The sequence below is a fragment of the Actinacidiphila cocklensis genome, assembly GCF_907177275.1.
GTDB classification, from domain to species: Bacteria; Actinomycetota; Actinomycetes; order Streptomycetales; family Streptomycetaceae; genus Actinacidiphila; species Actinacidiphila cocklensis.
This window is the reverse complement of the sequence record NZ_CAJSLV010000062.1, coordinates 22,208-45,604: the sequence shown is the minus strand read 5'-3', so window position 1 is coordinate 45,604 and position 23,397 is coordinate 22,208. Positions and strand designations below refer to the sequence as shown.

General features: G+C 71.1%; 18 protein-coding genes. 13 read left to right on the top strand and 5 right to left on the bottom strand.

All coding sequences use genetic code 11. The annotated features are described in order from the left end of the window. The first annotated feature begins 227 nt into the window (after positions 1 to 227). The 5 genes from NFU81_RS22140 to NFU81_RS22120 all read left to right on the top strand — a co-directional run bounded on the left by NFU81_RS22140 (position 228) and on the right by NFU81_RS22120 (position 7,391). Positions 228 to 1,634, top strand: coding sequence for an ABC transporter substrate-binding protein (locus NFU81_RS22140; protein WP_251492578.1), 1,407 nt, complete (start codon positions 228 to 230; stop codon positions 1,632 to 1,634). A gap of 87 nt (positions 1,635 to 1,721) precedes the next feature. After that, positions 1,722 to 2,675, top strand: coding sequence for a carbohydrate ABC transporter permease (locus NFU81_RS22135; protein ID WP_251492576.1), 954 nt, complete (start codon positions 1,722 to 1,724; stop codon positions 2,673 to 2,675). Positions 2,676 to 2,689: 14 nt separating this feature from the next. Further along, a complete protein-coding gene (locus NFU81_RS22130; RefSeq protein ID WP_251492573.1) occupies positions 2,690 to 3,580 on the top strand; it encodes a carbohydrate ABC transporter permease in 891 nt (296 codons plus the stop codon). 65 nt (positions 3,581 to 3,645) lie between these two features. Further along, positions 3,646 to 5,361, top strand: a complete 1,716-nt coding sequence (locus NFU81_RS22125) for a glycoside hydrolase family 13 protein (RefSeq protein ID WP_422665252.1) — start codon at positions 3,646 to 3,648, stop codon at positions 5,359 to 5,361. 269 nt (positions 5,362 to 5,630) lie between these two features. Beyond that, positions 5,631 to 7,391 (top strand): NAD+ synthase, encoded by a 1,761-nt coding sequence (locus tag NFU81_RS22120; RefSeq protein WP_251492569.1) that lies wholly within the window; start codon positions 5,631 to 5,633, stop codon positions 7,389 to 7,391. 12 nt (positions 7,392 to 7,403) lie between these two features. Here NFU81_RS22120 and NFU81_RS22115 read toward each other — a convergent pair whose 3' ends face one another. The 3 genes from NFU81_RS22115 to NFU81_RS22105 form a co-directional block, all read right to left on the bottom strand. Beyond that, complete coding sequence (locus NFU81_RS22115; protein WP_422665258.1) at positions 7,404 to 8,330, bottom strand: endonuclease/exonuclease/phosphatase family protein; 927 nt, start codon at positions 8,328 to 8,330, stop codon at positions 7,404 to 7,406. Between the two features lie 292 nt (positions 8,331 to 8,622). Further along, a complete protein-coding gene (locus NFU81_RS22110) occupies positions 8,623 to 9,243 on the bottom strand; it encodes a TetR/AcrR family transcriptional regulator (protein ID WP_251492566.1) in 621 nt (206 codons plus the stop codon). Beyond that, entirely contained in the window at positions 9,240 to 10,832 is a 1,593-nt protein-coding gene (locus NFU81_RS22105; RefSeq protein ID WP_251492564.1) for an MFS transporter, read from the bottom strand. Before NFU81_RS22105 ends, NFU81_RS22110 begins: the two co-directional genes overlap by 4 nt. Positions 10,833 to 11,003: 171 nt before the next feature. On the opposite strand from NFU81_RS22105, the gene NFU81_RS22100 reads away from it, so the two are divergent. From NFU81_RS22100 to NFU81_RS22070, 7 genes are all read left to right on the top strand, one after another. After that, positions 11,004 to 13,394, top strand: coding sequence for an ATP-binding cassette domain-containing protein (locus NFU81_RS22100; protein ID WP_251492562.1), 2,391 nt, complete (start codon positions 11,004 to 11,006; stop codon positions 13,392 to 13,394). Between the two features lie 96 nt (positions 13,395 to 13,490). Further along, positions 13,491 to 13,913 (top strand): hypothetical protein, encoded by a 423-nt coding sequence (locus NFU81_RS22095; RefSeq protein WP_251492560.1) that lies wholly within the window; start codon positions 13,491 to 13,493, stop codon positions 13,911 to 13,913. Between the two features lie 154 nt (positions 13,914 to 14,067). Next, the gene (gene panB / locus NFU81_RS22090) at positions 14,068 to 14,940 is read left to right on the top strand and encodes a 3-methyl-2-oxobutanoate hydroxymethyltransferase (protein ID WP_251492558.1); all 873 of its coding nucleotides are present in this window, start codon (positions 14,068 to 14,070) and stop codon (positions 14,938 to 14,940) included. Between the two features lie 282 nt (positions 14,941 to 15,222). Then, a complete protein-coding gene (locus NFU81_RS22085; RefSeq protein ID WP_251492668.1) occupies positions 15,223 to 15,714 on the top strand; it encodes a sigma-70 family RNA polymerase sigma factor in 492 nt (163 codons plus the stop codon). Further along, the gene (locus NFU81_RS22080; RefSeq protein WP_251492556.1) at positions 15,711 to 16,391 is read left to right on the top strand and encodes an anti-sigma factor family protein; all 681 of its coding nucleotides are present in this window, start codon (positions 15,711 to 15,713) and stop codon (positions 16,389 to 16,391) included. The genes NFU81_RS22085 and NFU81_RS22080 overlap by 4 nt, the downstream gene beginning before the upstream one ends. A gap of 135 nt (positions 16,392 to 16,526) precedes the next feature. Then, entirely contained in the window at positions 16,527 to 17,552 is a 1,026-nt protein-coding gene (locus NFU81_RS22075; RefSeq protein WP_251492554.1) for an ATP-binding cassette domain-containing protein, read from the top strand. After that, positions 17,549 to 18,382, top strand: a complete 834-nt coding sequence (locus NFU81_RS22070) for an ABC transporter permease (RefSeq protein ID WP_251492551.1) — start codon at positions 17,549 to 17,551, stop codon at positions 18,380 to 18,382. Before NFU81_RS22075 ends, NFU81_RS22070 begins: the two co-directional genes overlap by 4 nt. Positions 18,383 to 18,404: 22 nt before the next feature. On the opposite strand, the gene NFU81_RS22065 is transcribed toward NFU81_RS22070, so the two are convergent. Continuing rightward, positions 18,405 to 21,755 carry an AfsR/SARP family transcriptional regulator gene (locus NFU81_RS22065; protein ID WP_251492549.1) on the bottom strand — a complete coding sequence of 1,117 codons (3,351 nt, stop codon included), beginning with the start codon at positions 21,753 to 21,755 and terminating at the stop codon, positions 18,405 to 18,407. Positions 21,756 to 22,300: 545 nt separating this feature from the next. Here NFU81_RS22065 and NFU81_RS22060 point away from each other — a divergent pair. Next, positions 22,301 to 23,071 carry a site-2 protease family protein gene (locus NFU81_RS22060; RefSeq protein ID WP_251492666.1) on the top strand — a complete coding sequence of 257 codons (771 nt, stop codon included), beginning with the start codon at positions 22,301 to 22,303 and terminating at the stop codon, positions 23,069 to 23,071. 45 nt (positions 23,072 to 23,116) lie between these two features. On the opposite strand, the gene NFU81_RS22055 is transcribed toward NFU81_RS22060, so the two are convergent. After that, positions 23,117 to 23,284, bottom strand: a complete 168-nt coding sequence (locus NFU81_RS22055) for a hypothetical protein (protein ID WP_251492547.1) — start codon at positions 23,282 to 23,284, stop codon at positions 23,117 to 23,119. Positions 23,285 to 23,397 lie beyond the last annotated feature (113 nt).

The following is a 23,397-nucleotide window of genomic DNA, read 5'->3' as shown; positions in this document are numbered from 1 at the left end:
GCGCGCTCAGTCGTCTCCGCAGCACAGTCAGCACCCTGGACCGTCGTGACCAAGTCGTGTCTTTGCGAAATTCACGCGACATCTTGCGGACATCTATCGGGTTAAGTACGTTGAGCCAACCCGAGACGGCGGCGCGCACCTGCGCCGGACACCATGTGCATCATGCGCCGCGGGGGTCCCAGATCGCAGTCCAATGACGCGCAGTGGTTCAGGGGAAGGGTTTGATCATGAGCAGAATCCGCTACCGCAGACTGGTGGCAGTCGCGCTGGTCGCAGGCATCGGATTGACGAGTGCCGCGTGTTCCTCCAGCGACAAGAAGGACGACAACGGCGGCAGCAAGGCCAGCAGCTCCAGCGCCGGTACGCCCTTGGACCCGAAGACCAAGGTGACCATCAGCGTCGACTGCATGCCGCCCACGACGAAGAAGCCCGAGCGCAAGCAGTGGCTGGACGACATCGCCGAGTTCCACAAGACGTACCCGAACGTGACGATCAACAGCAAGGACACGTTCCCCTGCGAGGACACGGACAAGTTCACCGCCCAGCTGCAGGGCTCGTCCGAGACCGACGTCTTCTACAGCTACGTCACCGACCTCAACCAGGTCCTCGACGCCGGCCAGGCCGCTGACATCACCGCCTACGTCAACGACAAGACGGTCCCCAACCTCAAGGACATCGACCCCAACGTCCTGGCGATCCTCAAGGACGACGGCAAGCTCTACGGCCTGCCGACGACCAACTACTCGATGGGCCTGGTCTACAACCGGAAGATCTTCAAGGACGCCGGTCTCGACCCCGACAAGCCGCCGACGACCTGGGACGAGATCAGGACCGACTCCAAGGTCATCCAGGACAAGCTGGGCAGCAAGGGCATCCACGGCTTCTTCGAGTACGGCGCGGGCAACCAGGGCGGCTGGCACCTGACCTCGGCGCTGTACGGCGCGGGCAACAACGTCGTCAGCGAGGACGGCACCAAGGCGGCCTTCAACGGCCCCGAGGCCACCTCGATCCTGCAGACCATCCACGACATGCGCTGGGTGGACAACAGCATGCCCGCCAGCGCCGGCAAGGAGTGGGGCGAGAGCCAGAAGGCGATGGGCGCGGGCCAGATCGGCATGTACCTCGCCGCGCCCGACGACATCCAGCTCATGGTCCAGCAGTACGGCGCCAACTTCAACGACCTGGGCATGGCGCCGATCCCCGGCGGCAAGACCTCGCTGATGGGCGGCAACGACTACTTCTTCAAGAAGTCGGACTCCCCCGACCAGATCAAGGCCGGCATCGCCTGGATCAACTTCAAGTTCCTGACCCTGAAGAAGGGCCAGTTCAACTACGCGCGCAACAAGACCGACGGCATCCCGGTCGGCCTGCCGCAGCCGTTCTTCTTCACCGGCCAGTCCAAGGCCACGGACACCGCGGACAAGACCCAGTACGCGACCGTGCCGGTGCAGAACTACAAGTCGTACGTGGACGCGCAGGTGCCGGTGAAGGGTGAGCCGCCGAACGCGCAGAAGCTCTACACCGTGCTCGACACCGTGATGTCCGGAGTGCTGAGCAACAAGGGCGCCGACATCGGCAAGCTGCTCTCGTCCGCCGAGACGCAGGCGAACCAGCTGCTGGCCGCCGGCCAGTAACAGCGCAGCCCCCGCGGGGGCCGGTCGGCGACCGGCCCCCGCGGCGCGGCACGGATCACAAGCACCGCTTCCAGCCGAGGAGCCTTCATGGCGGCGACGACCGTCCCCGACAAAACAACCAGGCGCCACGCCGGGCGCGCGGCAGGTCCCAGGACCCAAGGCGGCCGGGGCGGCCTGAGCCGCAAACTGAGCCAGAACCTCCAGGCCTACGGGTTCCTGATCGGGGCGATCCTCTGCTTCGGGTTCTTCTCGTGGTACCCGATGGTCCGGGAGTTCATCATGAGCTTCCAGCAGACCAGACGCGGGGTGACCAGCTGGGTCGGCTTCAAGAACATCAAGACCGTCTACCACGACCCGTATTTCTGGACGGCGTGGAAGAACACCGGGATGTTCACGCTCTACGCCCTCGTGATCGGCTTCGTGGTGCCGTTCTTCGTGGCCATCCTGCTCAACGAACTGCGGCACGCACGGGCCTATCTGCGCATTCTGGTGTACCTGCCCGTGATGCTCCCGCCGGTGGCCGGCGCGCTGCTCTTCAAGTACTTCTACAACCCGGAATACGGGCTGTTCAACCGCATTCTCAAGATCTTCCACCTGCCGACGTCGCAGTGGCTCGACTCGTCCCACACCGCGCTGATCTCGGTGGTCGTCGCGGCGACCTGGATGAGCATGGGAAGCGCCACGCTGATCTACCTGGCGGCGCTGCAGAACATACCCGGTGAGCTGTACGAGGCCGCCGACCTGGACGGCGCGGGCCTGTGGAGCAAGATCTGGCACGTGACCGTGCCGCAGACCCGGCTGGTGCTCTCGCTGATGCTCCTGCTGCAGATCGTCGCCACCATGCAGGAATTCACCAACGTCTTCCTGATGGCCGGCGGAAACGGCCCGGAGAATTCCACGATGACCGTGGTCTACATGGTCTACCAGTACGGCTACCGCTACAACAACTTCGGTGGCGCGGCCGCACTCGGCCTCTTCCTGCTGCTGGTACTCGCCGGATTCTCCGGCCTGTACGCGCGGCTCAACCGGAACGCCGACTAGGACGGATCACGATCATGGCAGAGTTCACTCCCGCGAACCGGACGCTGATCTCGTCCGCGACCCTGGCCAGGCCCCGGGGCAAGGTCATCTACTGGACCGTGCTGTCCGTGGTGCTCGTGGTCTTCACGCTGGTCTTCGTCGGACCGCTCTACTGGATGGCCACCAGCGGCTTCAAGTCCGTGCACGAGGTGCTGCACAACCCGCCGACGCTGGTGCCCAAGGACCCGCAGCCGTCGAACTACAAGACGGCGTGGACCCAGCTCAAGCTCGCCAAGCTGCTGTGGAACACCTTCTACTACGCCTTCGGCGCACTGGCCTTCCAGCTGGTCTTCGACGTCGCCGCGGCCTACGCGCTGTCCAAGCTGAGGCCCGTGCTGGGCAACATCGTGCTCGGCGGCATGCTCGCCACGCTGATGATCCCGTCCGCCGTGCTGATCATCCCGCAGTACATGACCGTGCTCGACCTGCCGCTGCTGCACGTCAACCTGATCAACCACCCGTGGGCGATCTGGCTGCCGACGGTGGCCAACGGCTTCAACATCTTCCTGCTCAAACGGTTCTTCGACTCGATCCCCAACGACCTGATGGCCGCAGCGGCCATCGACGGGGCAGGGCCGATGCGCACCCTGCTGTCGATCGTGCTGCCGATGTCCCGGCCGATCCTCGGTGTGGTGTCGATCTTCGCGGTGGTCAACGTCTGGAAGGACTTCCTCTGGCCGATGCTGGTGGAGCCCGACCCCTCGAAGCAGCCCATCAACATCGGCATCAACTCGCTCTCGCAGGGCGTCCCGCAGAACGTGCTCATCGCCGCGCTCGCCATCTCCGCGCTGCCGACCCTGCTGATCTTCCTGCTCTTCCAGCGCAACATCATGTCCGGCCTGACCGCCGGCAGCCTCAAGGGCTGACCGGCCCATGACGCCGCGCAGCCTTCCGTAACGCTCCACCCCTCAGCACTCCGCCGCCGGTCCTCATGCCCACATCCCCGCCATCCGGGGCCGGCGGCGGGGTCCCACCTGCCCGAAAGGACGTTGACGTGGCAGACACCCTGCAGCCCGAGGCCGACGAGAACTGGTGGCGCGGCGCGGTCATCTACCAGGTCTATCCGCGGAGCTTCGCCGACAGCAACGGTGACGGGACCGGTGATCTCGCCGGTGTGCGGTCCCGGCTGCCGTACCTGGCCGAGCTGGGCGTCAACGCTCTGTGGTTCTGCCCGTGGTACCCGTCGCCGATGGCGGACGGCGGCTACGACGTCGCCGACTACCGCGACGTCGAACCGGTCTTCGGGACCCTGGCCGAGGCCGAGAAACTGATCTCCGAGGCCCTCGCGCTGGGCATCAGGACGATCATCGACATCGTGCCGAACCACATCTCCGCCGCGCACCCGTGGTTCCGCGAGGCGCTCGCGGCCGGTCCCGGATCACCCGCGCGGGAGCGCTTCTGGTTCCGCCCCGGGCGCGGCGAGCACGGCGAGCTGCCGCCCAACAACTGGCCCTCGCAGTTCGGCGGCCCCGCCTGGACGCGGACCACCGACCCGGACGGCACGCCGGGCGACTGGTTCCTGAACCTCTTCGACTCCGAGCAGCCCGACCTCAACTGGAACCACCCCGAGGTCCGCGCCGAGCACGAGGACATCCTGCGGTTCTGGTTCGACCGCGGCGCGGGCGGGGTGCGCATCGACTCCGCCGCCATGGTCTCCAAGGACCCGGAGCTGCCCGACCTGCCCGACCCGTCCGCGGGCGCCGACGCGGTCCTGGCCGCCCACCCGTACGTCGACCGCGACGAGCTGCACGACATCTACCGCGGCTGGCGGCGGATCGCCGACTCCTACCCCGGCGCGCGGATCCTGGTCGGCGAGGTGTGGCTGCCCGACGCGGAGCGCTTCGCGCGGTACCTGCGGCCGGACGAGATGCACACCGCCTTCAACTTCGACTTCCTGGCCTGCCCCTGGGAGCCGGCCAGGCTGCGGACGTCCATCGACACGACGCTGGCCGCGCACGCGCCGGTGAGCGCGCCCGCCACCTGGGTGCTGTGCAACCACGACGTGACGCGTACGGTCACCCGCTACGGGCGGGCCGACACCGGGTTCGACTTCGCCACGAAGGCCTTCGGCATATCCACCGACCTGGAGCTCGGCACCCGGCGGGCGCGGGCCGCGGCCCTGCTCACCCTGGCGCTGCCCGGCTCGGTCTACCTCTACCAGGGCGAGGAGCTGGGGCTGCCCGAGGTCGAGGACATCCCGCTGGACAAGCTCCAGGACCCGATGTACCTGCGGTCCTCCGACACCAACCCGGGACGGGACGGCTGTCGGGTCCCGCTGCCGTGGGGCGGGTCCGCGTCGCCGTTCGGCTTCAGCCCCGCCGGCGTCGAGCCGTGGCTGCCGCAGCCCGCGGACTGGGCGTCGCGCACCGCCGACGCGCAGTCCGCCGACCCCGCGTCGATGCTGTCCCTCTACCGTGCGGCGCTGGGCCTGCGGCGGGCCGAGGCCGGGCTCGGCGACGGCTCCTTCGCATGGCTGGAGTCCGCACCTGGCGTGCTGGCCTTCCGCCGCTCCCCCGAGTTCGTCTGCGTCCTGAACCTTGCGGACTCTCCTGCGGAATTGCCCGCCGGTACGGAGGTGCTGCTGGCCAGCGGGCCGCTGACCGAGGGCCGCCTCCCGGCCGACACCGCGGTCTGGCTCCGCGGCTAAGGGCTGCCCCGTGATCCGCGGTGGACCAGCGGGCGGCGTCAGATGCGGTGCATCGCAAGGCGAAGGGTCGCCCTCATACCGGGTCGTATCCGGGCGAGCCCGACAACGCAGCGAGGTGCCGCAGCTGTCGTCGCGCGCCCGCCGGGGATTGCGGGACAGCCCTTGGGCGCCCTGGGGGGCGCCCTCCAGGGGCGCCCCCGCGCCAGCGGGAACCGCCCGTGTGACCTGGGCGACAGCGATTTCGTCGAGGTGACGATTAAACTGGGGGCGTGCCTCAACTACGACTCGCCCTGAATCAGATCGACGCCCGCGTCGGCGACATCGCCGGGAACGCCGAGTCGGTCGTGCGCTGGACCCGGCACGCCGCCGGGCAAGGAGCCCACCTGGTGGCGTTCCCCGAGATGATGCTCACCGGATACCCGGTGGAGGACCTGGCCCTGCGGTCGTCGTTCGTCGAGGCGAGCCGCAGCGCGCTGGTGGAACTGGCCGAGCGGCTCGCCGCCGAGGGGTTCGGCGAACTTCCGGTCGTCGTCGGCTACCTGGGCCGCAGCCACGACGCCCGGCCGCGGCTCGGCCAGCCGGCCGGCGCCCCGCAGAACTGCGCCGCGGTGCTGCACCGCGGCAAGGTGGCACTGCGGTTCGCCAAGCACCACCTGCCCAACTACGGCGTGTTCGACGAGTTCCGGTACTTCGTGCCCGGCGACACCATGCCGGTGATCCGGGTCCGCGGCGTGGACGTGGCACTGGCGATCTGCGAGGACCTGTGGCAGGACGGCGGCCGGGTGCCCGGCGCCCGCGCGGCCGGGGCGGGCCTGCTGCTGTCGGTCAACGCCTCGCCGTACGAGCGCGACAAGGACGACACCCGCCTCGACCTGGTGCGCAAGCGCGCCCAGGAGGCCGGCTGCACCCTGGTGTACCTGGCGATGGTCGGCGCGCAGGACGAGCTGGTCTTCGACGGCGACACCATCGCGGTCACGCAGGACGGCGAGGTGATCGCCCGGGCGCCGCAGTTCGCCGAGGAGTGCGTCATCCTCGACCTGGAGCTGCCGGCCGCGGCGCCCGAGGTCCCGTCCGGCCTGGTGGCCGACGGCCTGGAGATCCGCCATGTGACGCTGTCCGAGGAGCCGGTGGCGCCGTACGCCCCGCAGTTCACCGGCGAGGTCGCCGAACGCCTGGAGGACGACGCCGAGGTCTACGGGGCGCTGGTCACCGGCCTGCGCGCGTACGTCGAGAAGAACGGCTTCCGCTCGGTGCTGATCGGCGTGTCGGGCGGTATCGACTCGGCCCTGGTCGCGGCCGTCGCGTGCGACGCGGTCGGGGCGGCCAACGTCTACGGCGTGTCGATGCCGTCGGCGTACTCCTCGGACCACTCCAGGGGCGACGCGGCCGAACTGGCCCGCAGGACCGGCCTGAACTACCGCACGGTGCCGATCGCGCCGATGTTCGACGCGTACATGGCGTCGCTGTCGCTGACCGGGCTGGCCGAGGAGAACCTGCAGTCCCGGCTGCGCGGGGTGACGCTGATGGCGATCTCCAACCAGGAGGGCCACATCGTGCTCGCGCCGGGCAACAAGAGCGAGCTGGCGGTGGGCTACTCGACCCTCTACGGCGACTCGGTGGGTGCCTACGGCCCGATCAAGGACGTCTACAAGACCACCGTCTTCCGGCTGGCCCGCTGGCGCAACGCGGTGGCGGCGGCGACGGGCGAGACCCCGCCGATCCCGGAGAACTCGATCAGCAAGCCGCCGAGCGCCGAACTGCGCCCCGGCCAGGTCGACACCGACTCGCTGCCCGACTACGACGTGCTCGACCGCGTGCTGGAGCTGTACGTCGACCGGGACCAGGGCCGGGACGCGATCGTCGCGGCCGGCTTCGACGCGGAGCTCGTGACGCGCATCCTCAAGCTCACCGACACCGCCGAGTACAAGCGACGGCAGTACCCGCCGGGGACGAAGATCTCCGCGAAGGGCTTCGGCAAGGACCGCAGGCTGCCGATCACCAACCGCTGGCGCGAGGGCGAGCAGAGCTAAGGGCTGTCCCGTTCAGTCGTGCGGGAGTTGGAGGCGGGCGGCGACCGGCAGGTGGTCGCTGCCCGTCCGCGGCAGGGTCCAGGACGACCTGGGCTCCGCGCCCTTGACCATGATCTGGTCGATCCGCGCCATCGGCATGCCGGCCGGCCAGCTGAAGCCCATGCCGTTGCCCGCGGCGCCCTGCGTGGAGCGCATCTGCGAGGTGACCGAGGCCAACGCCCGGTCGTTCATGGTGCCGTTGAGGTCGCCGAGCAGCACGACGCTGTGCAGCGGCTCGGCCGAGATGGCCCGCCCCAGCGCGTCGGCGGCGCGGTCCCGCTGCCCGGCGGTGAACCCGGCGTCGAACTTCACCCGCACGGACGGCAGATGGGCCACGTAGACCGCGACCTTGCCGTCCGGCGTGCTCACCGCGGCCCGCATCGCCCGGGTCCAGCCCATCCTGATGTCCACCGGGGCGACCCCGCTGATCGGGTACCTGCTCCACAGCCCCACCGTGCCCTGCACCGAGTGGTACGGATACGCCGCCGCGAGATCCCGCGCGTAGCGGGGCGCCTGACTCTCGGCCAATTCCTCCAGCGCCACCACGTCGGCGCCGGCCGCGATCACGTCCTTGGCGGTGCCGTCGGGGTCGGGGTTGTCGGCGTTGACGTTGTGCGTCAGCACGGTCAGGTCGCCGCCGGCCGAGGACTTGTCGGTCAGCAGCCCGCCGAAGAGGTTCAGCCACACCAGGGTCGGCAGCAGCAGCGCGATCAGGGCGGTCGTCGACCGCCGCAGCACCGCCAGGACGAACAGCAGCGGCAGCGCCACGCCGAGCCAGGGCAGGAAGGTCTCCAGCAGGCTGCCCAGGTTGCCGATCCGGTTGGGGATGTCGGAGTGCAGGAACAGCACGCCGGTGAGCAGGGCGCAGACGGCAGCGAGCACGATGCCCCGCCGCCACATGCCGGTGGGGCGCCACCAGCGCACGAACCGCTTCAGCGCCCGGTCCAGAGCGCGGTCCCGTCCGCCGGCCTCGGCCCGCTCCTGCGTGCCGTCGCCGCCCGCGGCCGCGTCCGTGCTGCTCTGCGCCTGGGTCATGAGGATCCTCGCTGCGTTGCCGGGTGCTCTGCCGACCTTAGGGGATCGGTATGAGAACCGACGGCCCCCGCCCCCACCGAGGTTCCGGCCGGCACGACGAATCACCCGCCTTGTGACAAAACCAGTACCTGTGTCGGGCCGGCCCGCGCGAGGGGCCCTACGTGTCGTCGCCCGGGGCGATGCCGTGGAGGATGAGGTCGACGACCCGCTCGGAGAGACCCTGCTCCAGGGGGGCGTCCTCGCGGAACGCGGTGCGGGTGAGCATCGGGCCGGTGACGAAGTCCACCAGCAGTTCCAGGTCGGAGCCCAGCTCCGGCCTGACCGCCCCGATGGCGATGCCGTGTTCGAGCAGCCGCGCGAGCGCGGCGCGCCGTTTGGCGATGACCGTCCCGTGGTAGCGCCGCCATAGCTCCGGGTTGTTGTGCATCTGCGTCAGCATGTTCCGCAGCATCGCCGAATCCCGTTTTGCCAGGCCGCGCTTGCGTATCGTCTCGACCGCGACGACAAGGTCGTCGCGGAAGGACGTGCCCGGCAGCACGGGCAGCGCGGGGCTGTCGACGGCGGCCATCGCGTCCAGCAGCAGCGCGTCCTTGCCTGCCCACCGCCGGTAGAGGGTGGCCTTGCCGACGCCGGCCTCGCGGGCGATGCCCTCCATCGTCAGGTCGCCGAACGGCGTCCCCTCGGCGATGAGCCGCAGGACGGTCTCGACGACCTTGTGGCCGACGGCCGCGTCGCGCGGTCGCCCGCGCGGCACGGCCGACGTATCCGGCCCGCTCACTGCTCCGCACCCGCCATCGACAGCTCCGCCTCGCCGCCGGGCTCGGCGGCCGCCGGGGTGGACCTGCCCGGCAGGAAGACCAGCACCACCAGCGCGCCGAAGAGGGCGACGCCGCCGGAGGCCGCCGCCGTGATGTGCATGGCGTGGATGAAGGCGTGGTGGGCCGGCTCGACCAGGACCTGGCCCTTGGGGCCGAGCTTGGCGGCGACGCCGAGGGTGGCCTCGATGGACTCCCCCGCCGCGTGCCGCTGGGGCGCGGGCAGGCTGCCGAGGTGGCCGCTGACGCCGTTGCGGTAGACGGTGGACATCAGCGAGCCGAGGACGGCGACCCCGAGTGCCCCGCCGACCTGCCGGAAGACGTTGTTGATGGCGGACCCGGATCCCGCCTTCTCCCGCGGCAGCGACGACATGATCATCACGGTGGCGGGCGGCATGACGTGCGCCATGGCCGCGCCCATCAGGAAGAACAGCACTTCCAGCACCCAGATCGGGCTGTCCACGCCGAGCAGCAGGAAGCCGAGGAAGGACACGCCGGTCATCGCCATGCCGCCCGCGCAGACCGCCCGCGCGCCGAGCTTGTCCACCAGCAGCCGCGCCCTGGGGGCGAATATCATCTGCGCGCCGGCCAGCGGGAGCAGCAGCAGGCCGGACTGCAGGGCGCTGTAGCCGCGGACCGACTGGGTGTAGAAGACGATGAAGAAGGTCACGCCCATCAGCGCGAAGAACACCAGGCCGATGGCGGCGACGGAGGCGGAGAACTGCCGCTTCCTGAAGTACGAGATGTCCAGCGCCGGCTGTTCCGCGCGCTTCTCGTACCAGACGAAGCCGGCGAGGACGAGCACTCCGCCGAGCGAGGTCACCCACACCTCGGGCTCGGTGAAGTCGCCGGCCTGGCCGCCCTTGATGATGCCGTAGATCAGCAGCACCAGGCCGGCCATGGACAACAGCACGCCGACCGGGTCGAGCCGGCCGGGCCTGGGGTCCCTGGAGTCCGGTACGAGCACGAACATCGCGATCAGGCCGGCGATCACGACCGGCACGTTGACCAGGAAGACCGAGCCCCACCAGAAGTGCTGGAGCAGCAGGCCGCCGGTGATCGGCCCTATCGCGATGGCGAGGCCGACGACGCCGGCCCAGATGCCGATCGCCTTGGGCTGCTCCTCGCGCTGGAAGACGTTCATGATGATGGCCAGCGTCGCGGGCATGATGAAGGCACCGCCGAAGCCCATCAGGCCGCGGTAGGCGATGAGTTCGCCCGCGGAGCCGGCGGTCGCCGACAGCGCGGAGCCGACGCCGAACACCAGCATCCCGAACAGCAGCACCTTCTTGCGCCCGAGCCGGTCGCCCAGCAGGCCCGCGGTGAACAGCAGTCCGGCGAAGACCAGGGTGTAGGAGTTGATCGCCCATTCCAGCTGACTCTGCGTCGCCCCGAGCCCCTTGGGTTTCGGCTGCGCGATCGTCTTCATCGCCACGTTGAGGATCGAGTTGTCCAGCACCACGACCAGGAGGCTGAACAGCAGCACGGTGAGAATCGCCCAACGTCGGCGGTGTATCGCCTCGGGGACGTTGAAAATCGCATTGTCGGCCATTCTGCCAGCGTAGGTCGGGGTTTCGATACGAGGGCGTCTCGTATCGTAAAGACCGGGTAAAACCGGGCACGGCCGCCGGTCAGGATCCGGGAAGCACCACCCGGCCCGCTGCGGATACCGTGGCGCCACGGCGGGTCCGGCGGGGCGGCCCGCAGCGCAGAGGGAGACACCATGGGCACGTCCACCAGGGCGGACGCGACGCCGCGGGAACCGCGGGGCGCCGACAGCCACGACCTGATCCGCGTGCACGGCGCGCGGGTGAACAACCTCAGGGACGTGCACGTCGAGATCCCCAAGCGCCGGCTGACCGTCTTCACCGGGGTCTCCGGGTCCGGCAAGAGTTCGCTGGTGTTCGGCACGGTCGCCGCGGAGTCCCAGCGGCTGATCAACGAGACGTACAGCGCCTTCGTGCAGGGCTTCATGCCGACGCTGGCGCGGCCCGACGTCGACGTGCTCGACGGGCTGACCACCGCGATCGTCGTGGACCAGCAGCGGATGGGATCCGACCCGCGCTCCACCGTCGGCACCGCGACCGACGCCAACGCGCTGCTGCGCATCCTCTTCAGCCGGCTCGGAAAGCCGCACATCGGCCCGCCGGCCGCGTACGCCTTCAACGTGCCGTCGGTCAGCGCCAGCGGGGCGATCACCGTCGAGCGGGGCGACAAGAAGGCCGTCAAGGCCACCTTCCACCGCACCGGCGGCATGTGCACGCGCTGCGAGGGCCGCGGCACGGTCACCGACATCGACCTGGACCAGCTCTATGACAGCTCCAAGTCGCTCAACGAGGGCGCGATCACCGTGCCCGGCTACACCGGCGGCGGCTGGAACTCCCGCCTCTACACCGAGTCGGGCTTCTACGACGCGGACAAGCCGATCGCGAGGTTCACCAAGAAGGAGCTGCACGACTTCCTGCACCGCGAGCCGACCCGGATGAAGATCGCGGGCATCAACATGACCTACGAGGGGCTGATCCCGCGGGTCCGGAAGTCGATGCTCGCCAAGGACACCGACGCGCTGCAGCCGCACATCAGGGCCTTCGTGGAGCGGGCGGTCACCTTCACCACCTGCCCGGAGTGCGACGGCACCCGGCTCAGCGAGGGCGCCAGGTCCTCGAAGATCGGCGAGGTCAGCATCGCGGACGCGTGCGCCCTGCAGATCAGCGACCTCGCGCAGTGGGTGCGCGGCCTCGACGAGCCCTCCGTGGCTCCGCTGCTGGCGACGCTGCGCGACAGCCTGGACTCCTTCGTCGAGATCGGGCTCGGCTACCTCTCGCTCGACCGGCCGGCCGGCACGCTGTCCGGCGGCGAGGCGCAGCGCGTCAAGATGGTCCGCCACCTCGGCTCGCCGCTCACCGACGTCACCTACGTCTTCGACGAGCCGACCATCGGCCTGCACCCGCACGACATCCAGCGGATGAACGACCTGCTGCTGCGGCTGCGGGACAAGGGCAACACGGTGCTGGTCGTGGAGCACAAGCCGGAGACGATCGTGATCGCCGACCACGTGGTCGACCTCGGCCCCGGCGCGGGCACCGACGGCGGCACCGTCTGCTTCGAGGGCACCGTCGAGGGCCTGCGGTCCTCCGGCACCGTCACCGGCCGCCACCTGGACGACCGGGCCGCGGTGAAGAAGGCGGTACGGGAGCGGACCGGGGTCCTGGAGATCCGCGGGGCCGCCACGCACAACCTGCGCGCCGTGGACGTCGACATCCCGCTGGGGGTGCTCACCGTCATCACCGGCGTGGCCGGTTCCGGGAAGAGCTCGCTCGTGCACGGCTCGATCCCGCAGGACGCGGGCGTCGTCTCGATCGACCAGGCCCCGATCCGCGGTTCGCGCCGCAGCAACCCGGCGACGTACACCGGGCTGCTCGACCCGATCCGCAAGGCCTTCGCGAAGGCCAACGGCGTGAAGCCGGCGCTCTTCAGCGCCAACTCCGAGGGCGCCTGCCCGACCTGCAACGGCATCGGCGTCGTCTACACCGACCTGGCGATGATGGCCGGCGTCGCCACGGTCTGCGAGGAGTGCGAGGGCAGGCGCTTCCAGGCGTCGGTGCTGGAGTACCGCTTCGGCGGCCGGGACATCAGCGAGGTGCTCGCGATGTCGGTGAGCCAGGCTGAGGAGTTCTTCGGCTCGGGCGACGCGCGGACCCCGGCGGCGCACACCGTCCTCGCCCGGCTCGCCGACGTGGGCCTGGGCTACATCGGCCTCGGCCAGCCGCTCACCACGCTGTCGGGCGGCGAGCGCCAGCGCCTCAAGCTCGCCACCCATATGGCCGAGAAGGCCGGCGTCTACGTCCTGGACGAACCGACCACCGGCCTCCACCTCGCCGACGTCGAGCAGCTGCTCGCCCTGCTCGACCGCATCGTCGACTCGGGCAGGTCCGTCATCGTGGTGGAGCACCACCAGGCGGTCATGGCCCACGCCGACTGGATCATCGACCTCGGCCCCGGCGCCGGGCACGACGGCGGCCGCGTCGTCTTCGAGGGCACCCCCGCCGACCTCACCGCCACCTCCACCCTCACCGGACAGCACCTCGCCGCCTACGTGGGCGCCACCGCGTAGGGCCTGTCGCGGCGCAATGCCGCCAGGTTTCGTCGATGCTCCCGCCAGAGGTGTCACGGTCGGTCATCGTGGTGGCACCCAACGCTGGAGGTCCTCGTGCACACTCCGCTCACGCGCCGCATGCTCACCACCGCAGGCGCGGCGGCATTCGCCGTCGCAGGGATGATCGCTTCGGGCGCCGGGCCTGCCTCGGCCACGGGCATCACCGACCTGGGCAGAATCGACGGGACGCACGCCTCCTTCGCCGGGTGCCAGGGATGGGTGCACGGCGGATCCGCGAGCAACACGGTCTACGCGCGCGGCGAGTTCAGCCTTCCCAAGAGCACCCGCGGGCTGACGTGCTTCGGCTGGCTGGAGCGCCGCTCGTCGAGCACCTCGGCGTGGACCCACATCTCCGGGACGGTCGCCACACCCGACACGACCACGGGCTGGTACTACGACAGCGTCCCCTACACCGTCCGCGTCTGCGTGGGCGACCTGGAGTACACCACCTCGTACTCCTGCGCCGGGACCTACTGAACCCGGCGGCAGACCGCACCGGCCGAAGGGGAGCCGCACCGTGCCGCACGGCACAGTGCGGCTCCCCTTTGCGGCGCCCGGCAGGCGTGTCAGCATGGAGGTGATCCGGGGACGCCGTCAGGGCGCCTCGAGATGACATGAAGGAGCTGTCACCATGACGCAACTTCCGGCTGCCCAGAAGACGCCCGCGGGCGGCGACAACCCCAAGGCGCTCTACGGCGGCACCGGCACCCGCCGGGTCACCGTGCGGGACCTGGCCCTGGCCAAGGAGCGCGGGGAGCGGTGGCCCATGCTCACCGCGTACGACGCGATGACCGCGTCGGTCTTCGACGAGGCCGGCATCCCGGTGCTGCTGGTCGGGGACTCGATGGGCAACTGCCACCTCGGCTTCGACAGCACCGTGCCGGTCACGATGGACCACATGACGATGCTGGCCGCCGCCGTGGTCCGCGGGACGAGCCGGGCGCTGATCGTCGGCGACCTGACCTTCGGGTCGTACCAGGAAGGCCCCGTACAGGCGCTGCGCAGCGCCACCCGGCTGGTCAAGGAGGCCGGGGTCGGGGCGGTCAAGCTGGAGGGCGGCGAGCGGTCGCTGCCGCAGACCGAGACGATCGTGCAGGCCGGCATCCCGGTGATGGCCCACCTCGGGCTGACGCCGCAGTCGGTGAACACCCTCGGCCACCGGGTGCAGGGCCGCGGCGAGGAGGCGGCCCAGCAGCTGATCAGGGACGCGAAGGCGGCGCAGAACGCCGGCGCCTTCGCGGTGGTGCTCGAACTGGTCCCGGCCGAGGTCGCCGCCGAGGTCACCCGCTCGCTGCACATCCCGGTCATCGGGATCGGCGCGGGCCCCGACACCGACGCGCAGGTCCTGGTGTGGACCGACATGGTCGGCCTGACCGGCGGGAAGGTGCCGCGCTTCACCAAGCAGTACCTGAACCTGCGGCAGACTCTCGGCGACGCCGCCAGGGCGTACGCCGAGGAGGTCGTCGGCGGGGCCTTCCCGGCCGAGGAGCACACCTTCCACTAGATGGCAGGGCGGCGGGTGTCCCGACACTTCCGGGTTTTCCCGAAGTGCCGAGGGTTCTTTTGAGACAACCCGCCGCCCGGTCCGTATGAGCCGGTGAGCGCCGCCCGCGGGCGGCGGCCGCCGGCCCACACGGGAAGCCCTATGACCTCCACCACCCGCACGATCCCCGGTCTGCCCGGGGCCGACCTCGACCCGGCGCGCCGGGTAGGGCAGGATGCGCCCGTGGACGGACCACCCCTCGGGCCTTCGGGTCCCGCCGGCTCGGCGCCGGAGGAGGAGCTGATGCGGGCGCTGTACCGCGAGCACGCGGGCGCGCTCTACGCCTACGTGCTCCGGCTCGTCGCCGGTGACCGCTTCCTGGCCGAGGACGTGGTGCAGGAGACGCTGCTGCGGGCCTGGAAGAGCGCCTCGCGGCTCGACCCGGCCGCCAGGTCGCTGCGGCCCTGGCTGGTCACGGTGGCCCGGCGGATCGTGATCGACGGCCACCGCAGCCGGCAGGCCCGCCCGCCGGAGACGTCGCCCGCGGCGCTGGAGCAGCTGCCGGCGAACGACGAGATGGAGCGCTCGCTGCGGCTGATGACGATCTCGGACGCGCTCCAGGACCTGTCGGAGGCGCACCGCGAGGTGCTGGTCGCCACCTACTTCGGCGGCCGTACGGTCAACGAGGCGGCCGAGGAGCTGGGGCTGCCGCCCGGCACCGTACGCTCACGGGTGTTCTACGCGCTGCGCGCCCTGCGGAACGCGCTGGAGGAGAGAGGTGTGACCACCTCATGAACCCGCATGTGGATGTGGGCGCCTACCTGCTCGGCGCGCTCGACGACGACGAGATGGCGCGCTTCGAGGCGCACCTGCTGGACTGCGAGCTGTGCGGGCAGGAGCTGGACGAGCTCAGCGGGGTCGTACCGGTCCTGGAGGAGCTGGGTGCCGACGGGCTGGGCGTCCTCGGGATGCCCGGCGGCGACGCGGTGCTCGACCGGCTGCTCGCGCAGGTCGCGGGCGAGCGCCGGACGCAGCGGCGGCGCCGCCTGCTGTCGGTCGCGGCGGCCGCGGTCCTGGTCGTCGGCGGCCCCGCGCTCGCCGTGCTGGCCGTGCAGAACGACGGCGGCTCCCCCGCGGCGGTCCAGAGCTTCGGCTCCGACCAGCACACCGCCTCGAACCCCGCGACGGGCGTGTCCGCGGTCGTCGCGGTCACCGACAAGGGGTGGGGCAGCGTGGTCGACCTCCGCCTCACCGGCGTCCACGGCCCGCTGACCTGCAAGCTCGTCGCGTACGCGGTCAGCGGCAACGGGCAGACGGTGGCCACCTGGTCGGTGCCCGCCGAAGGCTACGGCACCGACACGCAACCCGCGCCGCTCACCGTGCACGGGGCCGCGGGGCTGCACCCCTCCGACATCACCCGCTTCGACGTCCGCGACGACACCGGCGCGCTGCTGGTCACCGTGCCGACCTGACCGGCCCCGCCGGACCCGCCCTGACCTGCAAGAGCCCCACCCCCTTGCCGCCCGGTCCCCGCCCGACACGGCACCGACACCGCGCGTCGGCGGCGTGTCGGTGCCGTGTCAGGACGGCACGGCACTGTTGGGGGCATGACGACGCGACTGAGCGAAAAAGGCGCCGCCGTCGAGGTACGGGGGCTGGTCAAGCACTACGGCCAGACCAAGGCACTCGACGGGGTCGACCTCGACGTACGGCAGGGCACGGTACTGGGAGTACTGGGCCCCAACGGAGCCGGGAAGACCACCCTTGTCAGGGTGCTGTCCACACTGGTCAAGCCCGACGCGGGCACCGCACGGGTGGCCGGCTACGACGTGCTGCGGCAGCCCCGGCAGCTGCGCCGGGTGATCGGCCTCACCGGGCAGTACGCCTCGGTGGACGAGAAGCTGTCCGGCCGGGAGAACCTGTACATGATCGGGCGGCTGCTCGACCTGCCGAGCCGGCAGGCCAAGGCCCGGGCGGACGAGCTGCTGGAGCGGTTCTCGCTGACCGAGGCGGCCAAGCGGCCGGCGATGCAGTACTCGGGCGGCATGCGCCGCCGGCTCGACCTGGCGGCGAGCATGATCGGCGAGCCGGCCGTGCTGTACCTGGACGAGCCGACCACCGGCCTGGACCCGCGCACCCGCAACGAGGTGTGGGAGGAGGTCCAGCGCATGGTCGGCGAGGGCGCCACCGTACTGCTCACCACGCAGTACATGGAGGAGGCCGAGCAGCTCGCGAGCGAGCTGACGGTGATCGACCGCGGCCGGGTGGTCGCCAACGGCAAGGTGGCGGAGCTGAAGGCGAAGGTCGGCGGCAGGACGCTGCAGATCGTCCCCTCCGACCCGGGCCGGCTGACGGCGATGGCGGCCGCGATCAGCGAGGCGGGCCTCGACGGGATCGACGGGGTGGCCGTCGACCACGCCGCGGGCGCGGTCAACGTGCCGATCGTCACCGACGGGCAACTGACCGCGGTGGTGGGCCTGCTGGCCGCCCGCGGCCTGGCCATCGCGCACATCGGCACCCATCTGCCCAGCCTGGACGAGGTGTTCCTGGCGATCACCGGCAAGAAGACCGACTCGGGCACCCCGGTGGAGCCGGCCGCACCCGCGAACAGCAAGGAAGAGGTGACGGTATGAGCACGGCCACGGCCACCCTCGACCGGCCGGTGAAGGCCGTCGCGGCCGACGAGGGCCGGATCGGCCTGCGGGCCAACCTGCGGCACATCGGCGCCCTCGCGCGGCGCAACATGCTGCAGATCAAGCAGGACCCGGAGTCGATGTTCGACGTCCTGCTGATGCCGGTCATCTTCACCCTGCTGTTCGTGTACGTCTTCGGCGGCGCCGTGGCGGGCAAGGGCAACCAGCAGGAGTACGTGAACTACGTGGTGCCCGGCCTGATGGCCATGATGGGCATGAACATCGCGATGGCGGTCGGCACCGGCATCAACGACGACTTCAAGAAGGGGGTCATGGACCGGTTCCGCACGATGCCGATCGCGCGCTCCTCGGTCCTGATCGCCAAGATCGTCGTCGAGCTGGGCCGGATGATGATCGCCACCCTGATCCTGCTGGGTGTGGGCTTCGCGCTGGGCCTGTCGATCCACACCGACGTGCTGCACCTGCTCGGGGCGATCGCGCTGGCCGCGGTCTTCGGCGCCTCACTGATGTGGATCTTCATCCTGCTGGGTCTGACCATGAAGACGCCGCAGGCGGTTCAGGGGGTCGCCATGCTCGTGCTGATGCCGTTGCAGTTCGGCAGTTCGATCTTCGCCAAGCCCACCACGATGCCGGGCTGGCTGGAGGGGTTCACCAAGGTCAACCCGCTGTCCAACCTGGCGGACGCGGCCCGCGCCATGATCAACGGCGGTGCCGTCGCCCACTCGGTGTGGATCACGCTGGCCTGGTCGGTCGGCATCACCGCGGTGACCGCACCGCTGGCGGTGGCCCGCTTCCGCAAGAAGACCTGAGCACCGGCGGGCGGCCGCCTGCTCAGTCGACGTCCCGCATCAGGGTGACGGCCTCGATCGTGTCGAGGCCGTCACCCTCGGCGTATCCGGCGGCGTACGCCTCCTCGCCCAGCACGGCGGTCAACCGCTCCCTGGCCCGGGCCAGGTCGCGGGCCTCCGCCGGCGGGACCACCGAAGGGCGCAGCCGGTCGTGGGCGTTGATCAGGAGCGCCGCCCGGCGGGCGCGGCGCTCGCCGCGGCCGTCGGGGCCGCCCTGCTCGGCGAGCCGGGTGAGCAGCTCGATCGCGCCGGGCGCGAGCAGGATGCCGATCCGCGGGGTGATCACGTTGGCCAGCGGGTGGTCCGCCAGGCCCGTCAGGCCCTCGCTGAGCATGTCGACGCCGGCCTTGGGCTCGCCGAGCCTGCCGATCAGATAGCCCTTGAGCGCCACCAGCATGCCGACGACGAAATTCGGCTGGCCTGCGGTCGCCGCCTCGTCCCGCATCGTCTCCTCGATCAGCTCCAGCGCCTCCTCCTCCTGCCCGGTGTGGGCGAGCGCGCCGGCCAGCAGCAGCCTGCCGAAGAAGGCGGCCCCCTCGCTGTCGGCGCCGAAGTTGTCCGCGTCGGCCACGCCCTCGCGCAGGGTGCGCAGGCCCTCCTCGACCCGGCCGAGGTTGACCAGGTTCTCGCCGAGGCGGACGGTGAGGACGGGTACCCGCTGGTGCGAGCCGATCTTGCGGGCCAGCACGATGCCCCGGCGGCAGCACTCGGCCGCGTGCTCCCAGTCGCCGGCGTTGCTCGCCGCCTCGGCCTCCGCCGACAGCGTCTCGGCCATGCCCCACTCGTCGCCGAGCCGCTCGAAGATTTGGCGGCTCTCGCTCACGTCGTGGATCGCGGACTCCAGGCGGTCCGGCACGTCGTTGTTGACCTTCGCCCGCAGCTGGAGTGCGTACGCCAGTTCCCAGTCGCGGTGGTGCCGGCGGCAGGCGTCGACCGACTCGTCGACGAGCCCCGACAGCTCGTCGAACCGGCCGACGAAGAAGGCGCTGTAGGGGCGCATGAGGCCGGGCTGGCGCGCGGACTGGGGCAGGTGCGGCGGGTAGTTGGCGATCATCGACTCACCGACCCTGACCATGCTCGGCAGCCGCCACCACTCCGTGTCGCCCTCGCTGGCCGACATCTGGACCACCCGCACCCAGCGGCGGGCCTCGATCAGCTGCTCAGGGGTCAGCGGCGGCGGGTCCTCCAGCGGCCCGCGCTCGATCGGCTCGGTGATCGGCGGATCGGCGAAGGGGTCCTCGCCCATGTCGGCCACCTGCTTGGGCCAGTAGCGGCGCTCCGAGATGTAGTTGCGCACCTCCCAGAACCAGGCGCAGCTCAGTACCAGCAGCAGCGCCTCCTCCTCGTCCCCGGCGTCCACCGCCCGCCGCAGCGCGGCCCGCAGGTTCTCGTGCTCGACCTCCAGCCGCTCGAACCACACCAGTTGGCCGGCCCGGCGCAGCAACGGGTCGGCGGTGCGGACGTACTCGCGGAAGTACGTCATGTGCCGCCGTTCGGTCGCGGACCGCTCGCCCGACTCGTCGAGCCGCTCGCCGGCGTACTCGGAGATCGTCTCCAGCATGCGGTAGCGCTCGCTGTCCGCGGTCAGTTCCGCGAGGACCAGGGACTTGTCGACCAGCGAGGCGAGCAGCGGGGCGGCGTCGGCGGCGTCGATCGGGGAGACGCCCTGCGGGTCCGCGCAGATCGCCTCGGCCGCCTCCAGCGTCCAGCCGCCGCGGAAGACCGCCAGGCGGCGCAGCAACGTGCGCTCGGCGGGGGCGAGCAGGTCCCAGGACCAGTCCACGACGGCCCGCAGGGTCTGCTGGCGGGGCAGCAGCGTACGGCTGCCGCCGGTGAGCAGCCGGAAGCGGTCGTCGAGCCGGTCGGCGAGCCCGCGCGGCGAGAGGCTGCGCAGCCGGGCCGCGGCCAGCTCGATGGCCAGCGGCAGCCCGTCGAGGCGGTGGCACAGCTCGGCGCAGGCGACCGGGTCGTCGTCCACCGAGAAGCCGGGGCGGGCCGCGGCGCCCCTGTCGGCCAGCAGCTGCAGTGCGGTCGGTTCCGGCAGCGGGTCCAGCGGGCGTACCAACTCCCCCGGTACGCCCAGCGGTTCGCGACTGGTGGCCAGCACCGCGAGGCCGGGGCAGTCGGCGAGCAGCCGTTCGACGAGCGTCGCCGCCGCGTCGATCACATGCTCGCAGTTGTCCAGCACGAGAAGTATCTCGCGGGTCGCGAGGTGGTCGGTGAGGCGGCGCAGCGGGTCCTTCCCCTTGGCCTCCGCGACGATCGCGGTCTCGGCCGCGCCGCCGTGCAGCCGGGTGTCGCGCAGCCCGAGCGCGCTGATCACCGCCTCGGGGAGGGTGCGGGGGTCGCTGACCGGGGCCAGCTCCGCGTACCAGACGCCGTCCGCCCAGCGCTCGGCGACCAGGTCGCCGGCCTCCTGCGACAGCCGGGTCTTGCCGGTGCCACCGGGGCCGGTGAGCGTCACCAGCCGCGCCCGCGACAAGTCCGCGCCGACCGCGGCGAGTTCGGCCTGCCGGCCGACGAAGCTGGTCAGCCGCGCGCGGGCGTTGCCCGCGGGCCTTCCGGTACGGCGGCTGCCCGGCCGCGACGGGGCGGGCCGCTGCGCGATCTGCGCTGCGGGGTTGAGCAACTCGGCGTGCAGTGCCCGCAGTTCGGGGCTCGGGTCGGTGCCCAGTTCGTCGGCGAGGGACCGGCGCACCACCTCGTACGCCGCCAGCGCGTCGGCCGTGCGGCCCGTCTCGCGCAGCGCGCGGATGTACAGGGCGTGCAGCGGCTCGTCCAGCGGGTGGTCGGCGGCCAGCCCCGCCAGCTCGGGCAGCACGCGTGCCGCCCGGCCCAGCTCCAGCTCCGCGGTCAGCCACAGCCGCCGGGTGTCCAGGTGCAGCGCCTCGCTGCGTACGGCCGCGGTGCCGCGGTCCGGCAGGTCGGCCAGCGCGGGACCGTGCCACAGCGCGAGCGCGTCGGCCAGCAGCCCGGCCGCCTTCACCGGGTCGTGGTCGGCCAGCGACCGCGCGCCTTCCGCGGCGAGCCGCTCGAAGCGGTAGAGGTCGATGTCGTCGTGCGCGGCGGCCAGCCGGTAGCCGCCCTCGACGGAGTCGACCGCGTCGTGCCCGATGGCCTTGCGCAGCCGCCCGACCAGGGCCTGCAACGCCCCCGTCCCACCGGCCGGCGGATCCCCGTCCCACACCTCGTCGATCAGCGCGTCCGCGGTCACCACCCGGCCGGGCCGCAGCGCGAGCGCCGTCAGCAGCGCGCGGAGGCGGCCGCCCGCGAGGGCGACCGCCTCACCGCCGTCCCGCACGGCCTGCGTAGTGCCGAGAATCGTGTATCGCACGGCCCCATTCTTACGGCTCCCCACCCCCACGGCGAACATCCGCCACCGCGCCGCCTCGGGGGGTACGCCTCCCCCCGACGTCACCCATCCGCTGGGCGCGGTGCCTGTACGGCCCCCTTCAGCAGGGGTGCGCTTCCGCGGGCCGCGGTGGCTGGGAGGGTTCCCTTCCGCAAGAGGGCAACCCCAGGCGGCGCTGGGGGCGCCCCCGTCTCGCTTCGCTCGCCGGCCGGTGGTCCGTCTTCGACAGCAACCGCCCCTTCGGGCCGGTGACGACCCGCGCCCCGGTGGTGGGGGCACCTCCCATGCGAGGCTCTGGGGGATGGTCGCGCAGTTCCCCGCCCCCTGAAAAGCACCGCCTCACGCAGAGGCACCCCCGGCCGCCGCGGCCCGCGGAAGCGCGCCCCCTGCGGAAGGGGAGCCCGTAAGCCACCGCGGCCCGCGGATGGTGGGGAGAACGTGGGATGATCGGGCGCCCCGGGGCGTTGAGGTCTCCGGGGGGATGGTCACCGTCGGGAAGCTGGAGCACTCGCATGAGCGTCACGCCGATTCGTCAGGCCCGCAGCCGCGGGGAGCGGGGCATCAGCCCCGTGTTCCTCGGCATCGCGGCGGTCATGGCCGTGTCCGGCTGGGCGGTGTGGAGCGGCTTCGCCTCAGACGCCGGCTTCGCCGTGTTCCTCTTCGTCGTCTCCGGCTGGGTCGTCTCGCTGTGCCTGCACGAGTACGCCCACGCCCGCACCGCCCTGCACAGCGGCGACATCACCATCGGCGACAAGGGCTACCTCAGCCTCAACCCGCTGAAGTACACCAACGCCGCCCTGTCCGTCGTCCTGCCGGTGATCTTCGTGATCATGGGCGGCATCGGCCTCCCCGGCGGCGCCGTGTTCATCGAGCGGGGCCGTATCCGCGGACGCTGGCGGCACAGCCTGATCTCGGCCGCGGGTCCGCTGACGAACGTGCTGTTCGCCGTCCTGCTGATGCTGCCGTTCATGCTGGGCGCCATCGGCAGCTGGCCGCAGACCTTCCTGGTCGCGCTGGGATTCCTGGCGTTCCTCCAGGTCAGCGCGGCCTTCCTGAACCTGCTGCCGATCCCGGGCCTGGACGGCTACGGCATCTGGGAGCCCTGGCTGCCGTACAATTTCCGCCGCCAGGTGGAGCCCTTCGCGCCGTTCGGGCTGATCGCCACCTTCGGCGTGCTGTACATCCCGGCGGTCAACGAGAAGTTCTTCGACGGTGTCTACCACGTGATGCGCTGGTTCGACGTCCCGGACGTGGCCGTGGAGTACGGCTACTGGCTCTTCCGCTTCTGGAAGCACTGACCGCCGAGCACCGACCGCGGAGCACCCACCGCGGCAGCGGCGTCCTCACGCCGCGCCGCGGGCCTTCCTGCGGAAGTACCACCACATGTTGCTGGACACGCCCGCGAGCAGCACCCACACCACTCCCAGCCAGTTGCCGTTCACGAAGGACACGACGGCGGCGGCGACGGCGAGCACGCACACCACGAGGGCGTAGAGGGCGAGGCGGGGCATGGGCGGACGGCTCCTGTCCTGACATGTGCGTACGGCTTTCGGCCCGCCCATTGTCCCCCATGCTCCGCACCGGGGAGGCGGGCGGCCCGCGGAGCGGTTTGACTGGGGGGCGA